14 protein-coding genes are annotated in these 16,030 nt (G+C 71.1%); 6 read left to right on the top strand and 8 right to left on the bottom strand.

Annotated elements, in window-relative coordinates:
- Nucleotides 1–8: 8 nt before the first annotated feature.
- Entirely contained in the window at nt 9–713 is a 705-nt protein-coding gene (locus IQ210_RS09190; protein WP_194078947.1) for a sulfite exporter TauE/SafE family protein, read from the bottom strand.
- A 169-nt stretch (nt 714–882) separates the two neighbouring features.
- Between IQ210_RS09190 and IQ210_RS09185 the strand changes: the two genes are divergently transcribed.
- Entirely contained in the window at nt 883–1,383 is a 501-nt protein-coding gene (locus IQ210_RS09185; RefSeq protein ID WP_194078388.1) for an SgcJ/EcaC family oxidoreductase, read from the top strand.
- Here IQ210_RS09185 and IQ210_RS09180 read toward each other — a convergent pair.
- The 4 genes from IQ210_RS09180 to IQ210_RS09165 form a co-directional block, all read right to left on the bottom strand.
- On the bottom strand, nt 1,349–2,716 hold the full coding sequence (locus tag IQ210_RS09180; RefSeq protein WP_194078387.1) for a HAMP domain-containing sensor histidine kinase: 1,368 nt from the start codon (nt 2,714–2,716) through the stop codon (nt 1,349–1,351). The two genes, IQ210_RS09185 and IQ210_RS09180, sit on opposite strands and share 35 nt — an antisense overlap.
- Nucleotides 2,713–3,399: a response regulator transcription factor gene (locus IQ210_RS09175; protein WP_194078386.1), complete on the bottom strand. Its 687-nt coding sequence runs from the start codon at nt 3,397–3,399 to the stop codon at nt 2,713–2,715. The genes IQ210_RS09180 and IQ210_RS09175 overlap by 4 nt, the downstream gene beginning before the upstream one ends.
- 71 nt (nt 3,400–3,470) lie before the next feature.
- Nucleotides 3,471–4,658 (bottom strand): cytochrome P450, encoded by a 1,188-nt coding sequence (locus tag IQ210_RS09170; protein ID WP_194078385.1) that lies wholly within the window; start codon nt 4,656–4,658, stop codon nt 3,471–3,473.
- Entirely contained in the window at nt 4,648–5,376 is a 729-nt protein-coding gene (locus IQ210_RS09165; RefSeq protein ID WP_194078384.1) for a cyclodityrosine synthase, read from the bottom strand. Before IQ210_RS09165 ends, IQ210_RS09170 begins: the two co-directional genes overlap by 11 nt.
- Before the next feature lie 277 nt (nt 5,377–5,653).
- Between IQ210_RS09165 and IQ210_RS09160 the strand changes: the two genes are divergently transcribed.
- The 4 genes from IQ210_RS09160 to IQ210_RS09145 all read left to right on the top strand — a co-directional run bounded on the left by IQ210_RS09160 (nt 5,654) and on the right by IQ210_RS09145 (nt 10,213).
- Nucleotides 5,654–6,931 carry an aspartate kinase gene (locus IQ210_RS09160; RefSeq protein WP_194078383.1) on the top strand — a complete coding sequence of 426 codons (1,278 nt, stop codon included), beginning with the start codon at nt 5,654–5,656 and terminating at the stop codon, nt 6,929–6,931.
- Complete coding sequence (locus tag IQ210_RS09155) at nt 6,931–8,010, top strand: aspartate-semialdehyde dehydrogenase (RefSeq protein ID WP_194078382.1); 1,080 nt, start codon at nt 6,931–6,933, stop codon at nt 8,008–8,010. Before IQ210_RS09160 ends, IQ210_RS09155 begins: the two co-directional genes overlap by 1 nt.
- A 479-nt stretch (nt 8,011–8,489) precedes the next feature.
- On the top strand, nt 8,490–9,065 hold the full coding sequence (locus IQ210_RS09150) for a SigE family RNA polymerase sigma factor (protein WP_079309383.1): 576 nt from the start codon (nt 8,490–8,492) through the stop codon (nt 9,063–9,065).
- On the top strand, nt 9,062–10,213 hold the full coding sequence (locus tag IQ210_RS09145; RefSeq protein WP_228047416.1) for a hypothetical protein: 1,152 nt from the start codon (nt 9,062–9,064) through the stop codon (nt 10,211–10,213). Before IQ210_RS09150 ends, IQ210_RS09145 begins: the two co-directional genes overlap by 4 nt.
- A gap of 71 nt (nt 10,214–10,284) precedes the next feature.
- Here IQ210_RS09145 and IQ210_RS09140 read toward each other — a convergent pair whose 3' ends face one another.
- Both IQ210_RS09140 and IQ210_RS09135 read right to left on the bottom strand, forming a co-directional pair.
- The gene (locus tag IQ210_RS09140; RefSeq protein ID WP_194078381.1) at nt 10,285–11,070 is read right to left on the bottom strand and encodes an SURF1 family protein; all 786 of its coding nucleotides are present in this window, start codon (nt 11,068–11,070) and stop codon (nt 10,285–10,287) included.
- Between the two features lie 52 nt (nt 11,071–11,122).
- Nucleotides 11,123–11,497 carry a nuclear transport factor 2 family protein gene (locus IQ210_RS09135; RefSeq protein WP_194078380.1) on the bottom strand — a complete coding sequence of 125 codons (375 nt, stop codon included), beginning with the start codon at nt 11,495–11,497 and terminating at the stop codon, nt 11,123–11,125.
- 127 nt (nt 11,498–11,624) lie between these two features.
- On the opposite strand from IQ210_RS09135, the gene IQ210_RS09130 reads away from it, so the two are divergent.
- A complete protein-coding gene (locus tag IQ210_RS09130; protein ID WP_194078379.1) occupies nt 11,625–13,496 on the top strand; it encodes a S9 family peptidase in 1,872 nt (623 codons plus the stop codon).
- 559 nt (nt 13,497–14,055) lie between these two features.
- On the opposite strand, the gene IQ210_RS09125 is transcribed toward IQ210_RS09130, so the two are convergent.
- The gene (locus IQ210_RS09125) at nt 14,056–15,960 is read right to left on the bottom strand and encodes an NAD-binding protein (RefSeq protein WP_194078945.1); all 1,905 of its coding nucleotides are present in this window, start codon (nt 15,958–15,960) and stop codon (nt 14,056–14,058) included.
- Nucleotides 15,961–16,030 lie beyond the last annotated feature (70 nt).

Genomic DNA, 16,030 nt, shown 5'->3' with positions numbered 1-16,030 from the left:
AGGACTGATCACAGCCCCCAGAGGCCCTTCCCCAGTGCTGTGACCCCGCCCGTCAGCGCGAGCAGCAGGACCAGTTGGCGGGCTCGTTGTTCGGGTATGCGGGAGGTGAGTGTCCTGCCGATGAGGCCGCCCGCTGCCATAGCCGCGATCACCGCGACCCACTTCGGCGTGCTCAGCTCCGGCATCCCGTTCGCCGCCACGGAGAAGGCGTTGACGACCACGCCGTAGAACATGGCGTTCGGTACGAACTCCCGTACCGTCCAGCCCGCGTTGAGGGCGTACAGGGATATCGGCGGTCCGCCGACGCCCGCCGCGGAGTTCATGAACCCGCCCGCCGCCCCGGCGGCCACGGCGCCCTTCGTGCCGCGCAGGGCGGGGAGGCGGGCGCCGCGCATGACCAGCAGGACGGCGGCGGTCACCAACCCTCCCATGAGCAACAGGAGGACGGGTTCCGGGAGTTGGCGGGTCATCCAGGCGCCCGCGGGAACCGTGCAGGCCGCCGCCACGCACAGCGGCACCATCGCGGCCAACCGCACCCGCCGCCACCCGCCCACCAGCCCCACGACACAGATGACCCCCGAGGCGCAGTTGGCGAGCACCACCCCCTGCGCCGGTCCGAGCAGCAGGATCAGGGCGGGTACGGCGACCAGGGCGAAGCCCATGCCGGTGAGCCACTGAACGGACGAGCCGAGCAGCACGATCCCGGCCAGCATGGCGCTCGTAATCAATCAATCACCCTGCGTGAGTTGGGTCATCCCTGGATCTTCCCTGTACGACGGTTGCACGGACCCTAACCGGTGCCAGGCGAACCTGGAGTCACTTCCGAAGCGGAAAATCGAACCGCACCGGAAGCCAACCCCCCTCGCCCGCACTGGAGATGAGATGACCCCTCGCCCGATAACCAAGCGTGTCGCCATCGTCACCGCCGGTGCCCTCGTCGCCGTCGGCACCTTCGCCGCCGGGGTCGGTGTCGCCGGGCCCGAGAAGAGCAAGAAGCCGGCCAAGGCCGAGATCGCCGCCCTCTTCGACGGCTGGAACGACGCCCTGCGGACCGGCGACGCCGAGACCGTCGCCGACCGGTATGCCAAGGACGCGGTGCTGCTGCCGACCGTCTCCAACAAGGTCCGTACCGACCACGCAGGCATCGTCGACTACTTCGAGCACTTCCTCGAGAACAAGCCGGTCGGCAAGAAGATCGAGACGCACATCAACGTCCTCGACAACAACTCGGCCCTCGACGCCGGCGTGTACGAGTTCACGCTCACCGACCCCGACACCGGCGCCAAGCGCGTCGTCGAGGCCCGCTACACGTACGAGTACGAGAAGCGGAACGGCCAGTGGAAGATCGTCAACCACCACTCTTCGGCGATGCCCGAAGGCTGATCCGCACCACCAGCCCACCCCCGGGCGCATCCGCCAGCGCCACGGTCCCGCCGTCGTCCGTCACCAGTTGCTTGACGACGGCGAGCCCGAGCCCCGACCCGGAGCGCCCGGTCAGGCCCTGGCCGCGCCAGAAGCGGTCGAAGGCGCGGGACTTCTCCGCGTCGGACATGCCCGGCCCCTCGTCCTGGACGGACAGCAGGATCTCGTCGCCCCGCACCTCGTACGAGACCGTGATCGTGGCCCCGTCCGGCGACACCTCCAGGGCGTTCGAGAGCACGTTGTCCAGCACCTGGTCGAGATGACCAGGGCTGGCCAGCACCAGCAGCCGGCCGTCGGCGGTACTCCCCCCCAGCGCGATGGTGACTCCGCGCTCGTCGGCGGCCGGCCTCCACACCGCGAGCCGCTCGGCCACGATGTCCCGCAGGACCAGCGGCTCCGCGGCCGTCACCTTCGCCTCCGCCCGCGCCAGCACCAGCAGTCCGTTCACCAGGCGGCTCATCCGGACCACCTCGGCCGTCGCCTGCTCCACGTCCTCCCGTACGAACTCGTCGTCCACGCCGTCCGCGATGTTGTCCAGGGAGAGGCGCAACGCCGTGAGAGGGGTGCGGAGTTGATGGGAGGCGTCGGCCACGAAGATGCGCTGCGAGGCCACCAGGGTGTCCAGGCGTTCCGCGCCCTGGTTCAGGGTGCGGGCCAGCGTCTGGGTCTCCGGCGGGCCCGTCACCGGCGAGCGCGCGGTGAGGTCGCCGTCGCTGAACTTGCTGGCCATGGCGTTGAGTTCACGCAGAGGGGCGGTGATCCGGCGGGAGACCACCGTGCCGATCAGCGCGGCCACCCCGAGCACCGCCACCGCGAGCCCGGCTCGGAAGCCCCAGATCGTCCACAGCCTGTGGGTGAGGCCGGACGTCGAGTACACGATCCGTACCGCGCCGACGACCTTGCCGTCGGCCTCGGCGGGAACGGTGATCACCAGGTTCCGGCCCCAGATGAAGTCCGACCCCCAGTCGGTGTTCGGCTCGCCCGTCCGCAGCACCCCGGCCAGCCGCGCGTCCCGCTCCGGCGCGGGCACGCCCGGTGTGCAGGAGTCGGTCGCGGTCACCTGGACCTCGTCGTGCGTCTCGTCGGCGTAGGCCTGGGCCATCTTCGTCAGAGCCCGGCAGGACGCCTCGTCGCCGCTGGCCAGCAGCAGCGCCATGGTCGTCGCCTCGCGCTCGACGGACAGCTCGGTGTCGTCGCGGAGCTGCTTGGTGAGCGTGAACGCCACCGGCACCGTGAACAGCAGGATCGCCACCGCGACGAGCAGGATGTAACTCCGGATGAGCTGGCGGTTCATGACGCCGCGTCACCCTTGACGATCTCCAGCCGGAAGCCGACCCCCCGCACCGCCTCGATGGTGATCGCGCCCGCCAACTTCCGCCGCAGCGCCGCCACATGGACGTCCAGCGTCTTCGTCGGCCCGAACCAGTTCGCGTCCCACACCGCTTCCATGATCTGCTCGCGCGACATCAGCGCGCCCGGTTCCTCGGTGAGGAAGGCCAGCAGGTCGTACTCCTTGGGCGCGAGGGCCACCTCCTCGCCGTCCAGCCGGACCCGGGCCGCCTTGCGGTCGATCGTGAGCCGCGTGCCGTAGCGGTCGGGGCCGGCCGCCGCGACCTCGGCGCGCGGCTGGGCGCGGCGCATCACCGCCCTTATCCGCGCGATGACCTCCCGCACCCCGAACGGCTTCGAGACGTAGTCGTCCGCGCCGAGCTCCAGGCCGACCACCCGGTCCGTCTCGTCGCTGCGCGCGCTGATCACGATGATCGGCACGTTCCCGCGCTCGCGCAGCGCCTTGCACACGTCGAGGCCGTCGGTGTCGGGCAGGCCGAGATCGAGGAGTACGACGTCGTAGGGCTCCTCGTGCCTCAGGGCCGCCCCGCCCGTGGTGACCCAGGCCACCTCGAAGCCGTAACGCAGCAGTCCGCGCCGGAGCGACTCGGCGACCGGTTCATCGTCTTCCACCAGCAGTACGCGCACAGGCGAACCATAGTGCTTGAAGTTTAAAGACGGCCGGTCGCCGAGCCCCTAGGGGCCTGTCCGGCACACGGTCACCACATGACCGGGAGCCGTTCCGGCAGGCGCTTCATGAAGCCGGTCCGCCACACCAACTGCTCGATCGGCACCGCCAGGCGGAACTGCGGCATCCGCTCCAGCAGCGCCTCCAGGGCGATCTCGGCATGCCGGCGGCCGAGCGCGGTCGCCGGGCAGTAGTGCCGGCCGCGGCCGAAGGACAGATGCGCGGCGCTGTTGGGGCGGGTGAGATCGACGGTGTGCGGGTCGGGGAACGCGGCCGGGTCGAAGTTCGCGCCCTCGACGAGCACGAGGACCAGCTCGCCCGCAGCCACCCGGACGTCCCCCAGCCGCACGTCCTCCAGCGCCAGCCTCGGCAGCCCGTCCCCGATCGACAGGTTGATCCGCAGCAGCTCCTCCACCGCCGCCGGGATCTTCCCGGGGTCGGCGACCAGCTCGGCCCGCAGCTCCGGGTGCTGGAGCAGCGAGACCAGGGCCATGGTCAGGAACCCGGCCGTGGAGATGACCCCCGCGCCGAACATCGTGACGCCGACGGTCGCGAGCATCTCGTCGGTGAGGTGCGCGTACTCGGGATCGGCGCGCAGCGCCGCCAGCTCGGCCATCAGCCCGGTGGTCGCCGGGTCGTCCAGCCGTTCGGTCATGTACGCGATGTCCCGGTCCCAGTTGAGCCGGGCCCCGGCCACCGGGCACGCCGAGTTCATGAACGCGATGTCCAGGCTCCGCATCAGCCGCGGCGCGTCCGCCTGCGGGATGCCGACGATGCGGCAGTGCATGCCGGCCGAGTACGGGTCGGCGAAACCGCCCCGCAGGTCGACCGGGGCGCCCTCGCGGACCAGTCCGTCGACGAGCTGACCGGCGTACGCCCGCATCCAGTCCACCAGTCCCGGTGACTTCGGATTCAGGGCCTTCAGTACGGCCTTCCGCAGTCCGGCGCCGGTGATGTTCCCCATGTTGTTGACGACCTCGGGCGGGATCGTCAGCGCGTACTGCCGGGGCACGCCCGGCGCCGAGGTGTCCTTGAGGCTGAAGCGCGGGTCTTCGAGGACCTGCTTGCAGAGGTCGTACGACGAGACCAGCCAGGCCTCGTCACCGGCGATGGTGCGGACCCGGCGCACGGGGGCACTGGACCTCAACTCCTCGACCTCCGTCGGGAGTTGGTCGCCGCGCCAGGAGAACGGGAAGTCGATGAGGGTGTCAGCGGACAACGCGCACCTCCTCGGCGGGCGTCACGATCGCGTGGCCCTGGTTGCGCGAGGCGCGCAGGCCGGCGCCGGGGGCGTACAGCAGCTCGGCCATCGGCAGCAGCTGGTGGTAGCAGTTCAGGGAGGACGGGACGCCCAGGATCGCCGGGGTGTCCAGGAAGAGGGGCGCCTCGGCGCAGACGTACGCCATGCAGACCTGGCGCTGGGCCTCGGTCACGTCCGTCACCTTGCCGGCGAGGAAGGTGTCGACGAGCTGTTCGCAGGTCGTGCGGAACTCGTCGTCGGTGGAGAGGCGGGCGGTGAGGTGGGCGTGCAGGTCGCGGTAGGCGGGGACGGATCGCAGGTCCGACATGGCGTGGGCGCGGAGGCGGGTTCCGCCGGGGTCGGCTGCCTGGACGGCGGCCTGCACCTTCGCGCGTACGCCGCGCAGGTTCTTCACCGCCTTGCGGCGCGCGTCGTCGGGCGGATAGCCGGAGGCCTCGTACATCTCGGCCACATGCAGGTCCGTGTAGACGAAGTCGGCTTGGTCGAAGTGGGCCAGCGCCCAGCGGGCCAGGTCCAGGACCCGGCGGGCGGAGAAGTAGCTGTTGCCGGGGGAGACCCCGATCACCGCGTGGTCGCCGGCCGCCCGGATGACCTCGCAGTGCGGGGTGAAGGGGCGGACCTCGAAGAGGTCGGCGGGAGTGACGTGCTGGATCTCTGAGACGGTCGCAGTCGTCAAGGGAAGGGAATCCTTCGCGCGTCGCTAGTCCCGATGGAGCCTCGTGCTCCTGGTGTGGCGACGACGACGCGAAGTTAGCGTTCGACTACTCAGAGCGTCAACGGGTGACCTGGCCCACTTTGCCGAGTGTTCATCGTGCGGATGGGCAGGGTCGTGCTGGGCGTCCGGGTCTCACCATGTGGTTTCCCGAAGGTCGATTTCGGACGCTCGTTAGACTGAGCCGACCGCAGTACATATGCGTATGTGCGGATAGTGACTGACTGAGCGAGGAGCGCACGTGGGCCTTGTCGTGCAGAAGTACGGAGGCTCCTCCGTAGCCGATGCCGAGGGCATCAAGCGCGTCGCCAAGCGGATCGTGGAAGCGAAGAAGAACGGCCACCAGGTGGTCGTCGTCGTTTCCGCGATGGGCGACACGACGGACGAGCTGATCGATCTCGCCGAGCAGGTATCCCCGATGCCTGCCGGGCGTGAGTTCGACATGCTGCTGACCGCCGGAGAGCGTATCTCCATGGCCCTGCTGGCCATGGCGATCAAAAACCTGGGCCACGAGGCCCAGTCGTTCACCGGTAGCCAGGCGGGTGTCATCACCGACTCGGTCCACAACAAAGCGCGGATCATCGACGTCACGCCGGGCCGCATCCGGGAGTCCCTCGACAAGGGCAACATCGCCATCGTCGCGGGCTTCCAGGGCGTCAGCCAGGACAAGAAGGACATCACCACGCTCGGCCGCGGCGGTTCCGACACCACGGCCGTGGCGCTGGCCGCCGCCCTCGACGCCGAGGTGTGCGAGATCTACACCGACGTGGACGGCGTGTTCACCGCCGACCCGCGCGTGGTGAAGAAGGCGAAGAAGATCGACTGGATCTCCTTCGAGGACATGCTGGAGCTGGCGTCGTCCGGCTCCAAGGTGCTGCTCCACCGGTGTGTGGAGTACGCCCGCCGGTACAACATCCCGATCCACGTCCGGTCCAGCTTCAGCGGGCTGCAGGGCACCTGGGTCAGCAGCGAGCCCATCGAGCAAGGGGACAAGAAGGTGGAGCAGGCCATCATCTCCGGTGTCGCGCACGACACCTCCGAGGCCAAGATCACGGTCGTCGGCGTGCCGGACAAGCCGGGCGAGGCCGCGACGATCTTCCGGGCGATCTCCGACGCCGAGATCAACATCGACATGATCGTGCAGAACGTGTCCGCCGCCTCCACCGGCCTGACGGACATCTCCTTCACGCTCCCCAAGTCCGAGGGCCGCAAGGCCATCGACGCCCTCGAGAAGCACAAGTCGGGCATCGGCTTCGACTCGCTGCGCTACGACGACCAGATCGGCAAGATCTCCCTGGTCGGCGCGGGCATGAAGACCAACCCCGGTGTCACCGCCTCCTTCTTCGAGGCGCTGTCCGAGGCGGGCGTGAACATCGAGCTGATCTCGACCTCCGAGATCCGCATCTCGGTCGTCACCCGCGCCGACGACGTGAACGAGGCCGTCCGCGCCGTCCACACCGCCTTCGGGCTCGACTCCGACAGCGACGAGGCCGTCGTCTACGGAGGCACGGGACGCTGATGGCCGGGACAGGATCCGGGCGACCGGACCGGCCGACGCTCGCGGTCGTGGGCGCGACCGGGGCCGTCGGCACGGTCATGCTCCAGATCCTGTCCCAGCACGCGGACATCTGGGGCGAGATCCGTCTGATCGCCTCGCCGCGCTCGGCCGGCCGCAAGTTGGCCGTGCGCGGTGCGGAGGTCGAGGTCGTGGCCCTGACCGAGGAGGCCTTCGACGGCGTCGACGTCGCCATGTTCGACGTACCCGACGAGGTCTCCGCGCAGTGGGCGCCGATCGCCGCGGCGCGCGGTGCGATCGTCGTGGACAACTCGGGCGCCTTCCGGATGGACCCGGAGGTGCCCCTCGTCGTCCCCGAGGTCAACCCGCACGCCGCCCGGGTGCGGCCGCGCGGCATCATCGCCAACCCGAACTGCACGACCCTGTCGATGATCGTCGCCCTGGGCGCGCTGCACGCCGAGTTCGGGCTGCGCGAGCTGGTGGTGTCGTCGTACCAGGCGGTGAGCGGGGCCGGCCGCGCCGGCGTGGAGACGCTGCGGCAGCAGCTCGCCCTGGTCGCCGGCACGGAACTGGGGACGCACCCCGGGGACGTACGCCGGGCCGTGGGCGACAACACCGGGCCGTTCCCGGAGCCGGTCGCGCTGAACGTCGTACCGTGGGCCGGGTCGCTGCGCGAGGACGGCTGGTCGTCGGAGGAGATGAAGGTGCGGGACGAGTCCCGCAAGATCCTCGGCCTGCCCGAACTGCCCGTCGCCGTCACCTGTGTGCGGGTCCCGGTGGTCACCACGCATTCGCTGACCGTCCACGCCCGCTTCGAGGGCGAGGTCACCGTCGCCAAGGCGCGCGAGATCCTCGCCACCGCGCCGGGTGTGGTGCTGTTCGACAACCCGGCGGCCGGGGAGTTCCCGACGCCCGCCGACGTCGTCGGCACCGACCCCACCTGGGTGGGGAGGGTGCGCCGGGCGCTCGACGACCCCACCGCCCTCGAACTCTTCGTGTGCGGCGACAACCTGCGCAAGGGCGCGGCGCTGAACACCGCACAGATCGCCGAGCTGGTCGCGGCCGAATTCAAGGGCGGCTGACCTCGACAGGTTTGTAAGATCTGTGAACCAAGTGTGAGCCGGTCGATGGTCCGGACCACTTGCTGCGGACGTCGTTGTCGTCCGAAGATTTTCCTCCCCGCTCTCCGCAACCGCGTGAAGGGCGGGGAGCGTCTTTGCGAACGCCCTTCATGAGGGCGTACGCCCTCCCGGGGGCGCGGGGATGCTGCAAGGGGCGTGGGGACGCCCCGAACCATTCAGGACATAGGGGAAGAGCGGGTAGGCATGAGGGCGCTTGACGCACGGTCAGTAGTGCTGCCTGACACAAGACGGGGGGCTGTGTCGCGTGACATAGCGCGGTCCGACGCAAAAGTGACGCCCGGCACGTACAACCCTCACGGGGGTAGCCGTGTCCAACTGGCGTGGCAGAGGTACTCGACTTCAGCGCGGCACGTGGCGGTACGGCCCTTCGGCCCCGCCCCGCGGCCCTACGACCCCGCATGCCCGGCACGCCCGGCGGCATGCCGGTGATCGCGCCCATGCCCGCAGCGCGGCCCGCCCGCATCCCGAACCAGCGCGACGGCGCCGAGGACGTCACGGCGGCCGGCACGACCGTCGACCACCTCACCGAGACCTACCGGGCGCACTACAGCTCCCTGCTGCGTCTCGCCGCCCTCCTCCTCGACGACACCGCCTCCTGCGAGGACGTCGTCCAGGAGGCCTTCATCCGCGTCCACTCCGCCCGCAAACGCGTCCGCGACCGCGACAAGACGCTCGCGTACCTGCGCCAGACCGTCGTCAACCTCTCCCGCTCGGCCCTGCGCCGCCGCATCCTCGGACTGAAGCTGCTGTCCAAGCCGATGCCGGACATGGCGAGCGCCGAGGAAGGTGCGTACGACCAGCTGGAGCGCGACTCCCTCATCAAGGCGATGAAGGGACTCCAGCGCCGCCAGCGCGAGGTCCTCGTCCTGCGCTACTTCGCGGACATGACCGAGGCGCAGGTCGCCGAGACCCTCGGGATCTCCCTCGGCTCGGTGAAGGCGTACGGCTCCCGCGGCATCGCCGCGCTGCGCGTCGCCATGGAGGCACCGGCATGAGCGGGGACCACGAAGGCCGGGACGGGCGGCGCCACCTGCACCGCCCCTTCGACTGGCACGAGCCGGGCGGGGACGGGCAGGACACCCCGAAGCAATCACACGCTGGGAACGGAACTGTGAACCACGGCCTCGACGACCAGAGCCCCGACGACGGGTTCGACTCGGACGAGCTGGCTCTGCGCCGCATGCTGCACCAGGCGGTCCAGGAGATCGAACCGCGCGACGGCACGCTGGACCACCTGCGGCAGGCGGTGCCCGCCCGCCGGGCCCGCAAGCGGCAGGCCCTCGTCGGCATGGCCGCCGCGGCGCTCTTCATCGGCACCGCCGTCCCCGCCCTGCTGCACGTCTCCGGCGCCACCGGCTCCGACGCCGACCCGCTGAACGCGGGCCACTACTCGCAGGCCCAGGGCGGCGCCAGCGAGGGCAAGGGCCCCGACGGCGGCGAGTCCACCTCCGGGGGCAGCTCCGGCAAGGTCGAGGACAAGGACAAGGGCGACCACAAGGGCGACAAGGAGGGCAAGGGCTCCTCCACCGGCGGCGGCACCGCCGGCGCCACCGACCCGTCCGCGACCAGCACCGTCGGCGTCCCCGTCTGTACGGCCACGGAACTCGGCTCGGCCACGGCCAACGCCGGTGCCGCGGACGCCTCCGGCGCGGTCTACGGCACCTTCCGCTACACCAACACCTCCACGGCCGCCTGCTCCATCGCGGGCCCCGGCTCGATCAGCCTCGCGGTCGCGGGAGCGGCGGACTACTCCAAGGTCGGCCAGGCCCGGCACACCGCCGGTGACGCCGCGGCCTCCCTGCCCGACCCGTCCACGGAACTCGCCTCCCTGGTCCTCCAGCCCGGCGCCTCCTACGACGTGAAGTTCGCCTGGGTCCCCTCGGAGACCTGCCCCGTCCAGGGCGGCGACCCGGACCCGTCACCGGACCCGTCTCCGAGCGAGACCGGCACCACCACGGAGGGCACCTCCACCGGCGGCGACACCGGCACCACCACCCAGCTCGTCACGGAGGACGGCGGCACGGCCGACGGCAGCGTCACCATCACCAACTCCGCCGAGGGCGGCGTGGCCTCGGCCACGACGACGGTGAGCAACGCGTGCGCGGGGACGGTCTACTGGACGGGCGTGCTGGCGGCGTCGTAGGACGCCGACGGGGGCGTTCGTCGGTGCTGCTCGATGCCGAAGCCGTTGACGCTGTTTGATGCCGGCCGGCGTCAGACAGCCGCTCGCTGCTCGCTCTCCTCGGGCACCAGGCCCAGCTCCGCGTCCCGGGCGAACTCCACCTCGCGGCGCAGCAACCGGAACCACATGAAGACCACGAACCCGGCGAACACGAACCACTCGCCGGTGTAGCCGAGGTTCTGGAACGCCTTCAGGTTCAGCCCGCTGTCGGCCGGCGCGCTCGCGGGCACCGCCTTCATCCCGGCATCGGCCTTGTACAGGGTGATCCAGGCGTCGTACAGGTCGTACGACACCAGGTTCACCAGCGAGGCCGCGCTGATCGCCGAGGTCTGCCCCGCGGGCAGCCCGCCCTGCGCACTGACGCCGTTCTCCCCGGGCTGCTCGGACGCCTGCAAGGCGCCCGTGACGGTGACCTCACCCTTGGGTGCGGCCGGCGCCTTCGCCGGGTCGGCGTCCCCCGGCAGCCAGCCCCGCACCACCGGCAGCGCCTTGCCGCCGTCGGTGCGCAGCAGCGTCAGCACGTAGAACCCGCGCTTTCCGTCCAGCTCCCGCCCCGGCACCAGCAACTGCTTGCCGTACCGCCCGCTCACCGTGGCCTGCCGCCCGGACGTCTCCTGGTCCACCGGCAGCAGCTCGGCCAGCGGGGCCGCGGCCTCCCGCTTGTTGGACGCGGCCTGCGCGGTCGCCTGGTCGTGGCTCTGCATCCGCTCCTCGAAGCGGCTCAGCTGCCAGGACCCCATGAACACGCAGAACGGGATGGCGAGCAGCACGAAGACGTTGATCCCCCACCAACGGGGCGTCAGCAGAAACCGGTACACACCTCAACGGTACGGGGCAGCCCGGCAGCGCCGGCCCGCGGGGTCGGTGCGCTCAGTACCGCTCGGCGAGGTGGTCGCGCCACTGGGGCGGCTCGTACGGCTCCGGCCAGAAGTCGGCAATAGCCGATATACGTCCGGACTCGTCCCCCGTGAAGAACGAGATGCCGTACATCTCCTCCAGTCCCACCGCGAAGTGGATCCAGGTGACGACCTGCCCCGGCTCGGCGACGATGCGCTCGATCCTGAGGTGCCAGTCGCCCGGATACTCCCGGTTGAACCGCACGTACCGCTCCCGCCCGCGGACCCGCTCCCGCGACTGCGGCGCCGTGTACACCACGTCCGCGGCGAGCGTCCCCGCGAACGTCTCCCAGTCCCGCGCCTCCGCGGAGGCCCAGAAGGTCTCGACTGTCTTGCGCAGCTCGGTCATGCGGACGAGTCTGCACCCGCCCACTGACAATCGGTCCCGTCCGGCCGGGTTGTCCACAGGCAATGAGTTGTCCACAGGCTGTGCACCCCGCCCGTGATGTGTCTGTGCGGGCGGGCAGTATGGGCCCATGACTGAGAGCAACGGGTCCGCCGCGCCCGAGCAGAACGAACAGAGCGACCTTCAGGGTGTTGCGAGCGCACGGCAGGAAGCGATGCCGGAGTGGGAGAAGCGCTTCCGGGCGCCCCGGGTCTCCCTGCCGGACTGGGCGGAGGACGCCCCGGACCGCTCCCTGTTCGTGTCGAACGCGACAGGGACGTACGAGCTGTACGCCTGGGACCGGGCCACCGGCGCCCAGCGCCAGGTCACCGACCGGCCGAACGGCACGACGGACGGCGTGCTCACCCCGGACGGCGCGTGGATCTGGTGGTTCGACGACAAGGACGGCGACGAGTTCGGCGTCTGGCGCCGCCAGCCCTTCGAGGGCGGCCCGGACGAACCGGCCGCCCCCGGCCTCGACGCCTCCTACCCGGCGGGCCTGGCTCTCGGCCGCGACGGCCGCACGGCGGTGGTCGGCCGCTCGACCGACGAGGACGGTACGACGATCTATGTCGCCCGCACCGGCGAGACCCCGGTGGAGATCTACCGGCACCGCGAGTCCGCGGGCGTCGGCGACCTCTCCCACGACGGCTCGCTGATCGCCCTGGAGCACACCGAGCACGGCGACGCGATGCACTCGGCGCTGCGTGTGGTCCGCCTCGACGGCACGCCGGTCGCCGAGCTGGACGACACCAAGGGCGGCACCGAGGAGCTGGGTCTGGAGGTCCTGGGCTTCGCGCCGGTCGACGGGGACAGCCGCCTGCTCATCGGGCATCAGCGCCGGGGGCGTTGGGAGCCGCTGGTGTGGGACGTGGCGTCGGGGGAGGAGACGGACCTGGCACTGGAGCTGCCGGGCGACGTCAGCGCGGAGTGGTACCCGGACGGCACGGGCCTGCTCATCGCCCACAGCTTCGAGGCCCGCAGCGAGCTGTTCCGCTACGACCTGACGACCCGCGACCTGGTGAAGGTCCCCACCCCGGCGGGCTCGGTCTCCGGCGCGACGGCCCGCCCCGACGGCAGCGTGGAGTACCTCTGGTCGTCGGCGGCAGAGCCCTCGACGGTCCGCTCCACGACCGGCGTGGTCGTCCTGGACCCACCGGGCATGAAGTCCCCTGGCTCAGTGCCGGTGGAGGACGTGTGGGTGGAGGGCCCCGGCGGCCGCATCCACGCCCTGGTCCAGAAGCCGGCGGGCGCGAGCGGCCCGCTCCCCACGGTCTTCGACATCCACGGCGGCCCGACCTGGCACGACAGCGACGCGTTCGCGGCGGGCCCGGCGGCCTGGGTGGACCACGGGTACGCGGTGGTCCGTGTCAACTACCGCGGCTCGACGGGCTACGGCCGAGCCTGGACGGACGCCCTCAAGCACCGAGTCGGCCTGATCGAGCTGGAGGACATCGCGGCGGTCCGGGAATGGGCGGTGACGTCCGGCCTCGCCGACCCCACCCGCCTGATCCTCACCGGCGGTTCCTGGGGCGGCTACCTCACCCTCCTCGGCCTCGGCACCCAGCCCGACGCGTGGACCCTCGGCATCGCGGCGGTCCCGGTCGCCGACTACGTCACGGCGTACCACGACGAGATGGAAGCCCTGAAGGCCATGGACCGCACGCTCCTGGGCGGCACCCCGGAAGAAGTCCCGGAACGCTTCGAGGCTTCGTCCCCCCTCACCTACGTCGACCAGGTCAAGGCCCCGGTCTACATCTCCGCCGGCGTCAACGACCCCCGCTGCCCGATCCGCCAGATCGACAACTACGTGAAGCGCCTGGAGACAAGGGGCGCGGTACACGAGGTGTACCGCTACGACGCGGGCCACGGTTCGCTGGTGGTGGACGAACGAATCAAGCAGGTGCGCCTGGAACTGGACTTCGCAGAAAGGCACTTGGGAACCCCGCCCACACGCGCATAACCAAACACCGAGCCGCCGCCCCACCACAGCGGACGGCTGTCCCGTTGGGACGGCGTCCGCCGTTCACCTGCCGCAGCCGCAGGCAGCCGTGCGCTGGGGCGGCGCCCACCCGAGCAGCGGCACCCGTGTCCCTACGTGGCTGCGGGCAGGCGTGCCGCTCGGGCGGTGCCCACCCGAGCAGCGGCACCCGTGTCCCTACGTGGCTGCGGGCAGTCGTCCCGCTGGGGCGGCGCCCACCTAAGCAGCGGCACCCGTTTCCTACGTGGCTGCGGGCAGCCGTCCCGCTGGGGCGGTGCCCACCCGAGCAGCGGCACCCGTATTCCTACGTGGCTGCGGGCAGCCGTCCCGCTGGGGCGGCACGGGTGGGCGCAGCGGCACCCCGCCAGCGCGGGCGAGCGAAACCCACCCCCACGCGCACCCCCCCGGCGCCCAGCCCCACGCCGGGCGAGTGACACCCACCTCCGCCCAACCCCACCCCACCCCCGCCCAGCCCCACCGCCGGGCAAACGACACCCACGCCCCCGCCCAGCACCCCACGCCAAGTGCCCGGCCAGCCGCCTCAGCTCAGCGCAGCGTCCCGCGCACGCCGCCCCAGCAACTCCGCCAACCCCCGCCGCGTAGCCGCCAACACCACCCGATCCGCCCCCTTCAGCACATAGTTGTCCGGCAGATCCCACACCAGCCCCGAAGGCACAGCCCCCTCCTCATACGCCCCCTCCACCGCCGGCTCCGCCGCATCCCGACCCGCAGCCGTGTCCAACGCCAACACCCGCCACGCCCCCGCCCGAAACGCCTCCCCCACAGTCCGCCCCTCCAACTGCGGATGCCCACCCACCTCCACAGCCGCGAACAACAACACCCGCCGCTCCACAGGAATCGCCCCGAGAATCTGCCGCCCCATCATCGCCCCGGCGAACGCGGGCGCGGCCAGATGAGAAACGCTCCGACTCCGAGTCGACGCCCGAGGATGCGCGGCCCGAAGCGTCCGGTACACCGCCGTCGCGAAGTCGTCGTCGTACAACCGCAACACCACCCGCAGATCCGGCCGCACCGACCGCGCATACAACGCGGCCTCGAGATTCGTCGTGTCCGAACTGGTCACCGCCAGCAACGCATGCGCCCGATGGATCTTCGCCGCCTCCAGCACCCCTTCCTGCGTCACATCCCCGAGCACCACCGGCACCCGCAACCGCCGAGCCGTGGCAAGCCCCCGCGCCTCGGGCCCCGACTCGACACACACCACAGGAATGTCCAGCTCCCGCAACCGCGTGAGCACCCGCGTACCGATCTTCCCGAGCCCGAGGAGCACCACATGCCCACCCAGCCCCCGAGGAGGTTTCCGCAACGCCGACGCCGACCGGAAGGTCCCGAGCGCCTCCAGCACCGCGGCCAGCAGCACCGGCAGCAGCAACAACCCCACGAGCCCGGCGAGGAGTTGCAGGATCTGCCGCCCGATCGGCGCCCCGAGCGCGGGATCGTTGATGGCGAAGAGATCGAGAAGCGTCTCGTACGTGGCGAACAGCGGATGCTCACCCGTCACGACGGACAACGCGACGGCGAGCGCGGCCACACACCCCACGAGCCCGGCCAGCGACCACCGCAACCGCCGCGAGAACAACGAGGCGAACGGCGGCACGACCCCACCCCGCCCCGAGGGCAACGAGGGCCCCGCGTACGACACCTGCTCCAGCACCACGGTCCCGCGCCCCACCGCATCCCGCACGGCCCCCGCATCCGGCAGCAACTCAGGCCCCTGCTCCCCGGCGACACCACCGCCCCCGCCACCGGCACCGTCACTTCCCGCCGTACCGTTACCCGTACCCGACAGCAACGCCAACGTGGCCAGCCCCGCCCCACCCCCCTGCCCCGCCGGCCGCTCCACCGCCCGCAGCAACAACCCGTCCGTCTGCACGACCTTGCTGGTCCCGGCCACTGCGGAGGCGACAAGCGCCGGCGCAGCGGTATCGGCATCGGACAGCACGGTCGTAGAAGCATCGAAACCACCGTCACCACCACTGTCACCGGAGGCCAACGCGGCAGCCTGATCCAGCAGTTCCTCGATGTGCTGCCCCAACCGCCGGTTGTAGAGCCGCAGTACGAGCCGCAGCCGCGGATTGAGACGACGGGCCGTCAGCGCGGCGCGGATGTTGGTCTCGTCGTCGTCATACACGAGCGCCAGTGCCGCGGCCCGTTCCACCCCCGCGTCGGCGAGCACGGCCTCGGTCGCCTCCGCGGCCTCCACCAGCCGTTCCCCGCCGACGGGTTCACTCGCGCCGGTCCGCCCGGCGGCGGCGTTCACCACCCGGTCGAGCAGCGCTGCCGACGCGGCCCGGGCCCGCCCGACCACGGGCGGCCGTACCGTCCGTTCGGACGCCGGTACGACGAGCGTGACCTGCTCCCCGTACACTCCCCGCAACTCGGCGGCCAGCCGATGGGCGAGCCCGTCGTCCCCGCACACCACCATGTGCGCGGCCGTGGCCCCCTGTTGGTCCTGCCGCCCCTGCTGACCCTGCTGACTCTGATTCGGAAGGCTC

The organism is Streptomyces justiciae (assembly GCF_015163075.1).
Classification (GTDB): domain Bacteria; phylum Actinomycetota; class Actinomycetes; order Streptomycetales; family Streptomycetaceae; genus Streptomyces; species Streptomyces justiciae.
This window is presented reverse-complemented; position numbering and strand designations above follow the sequence as displayed.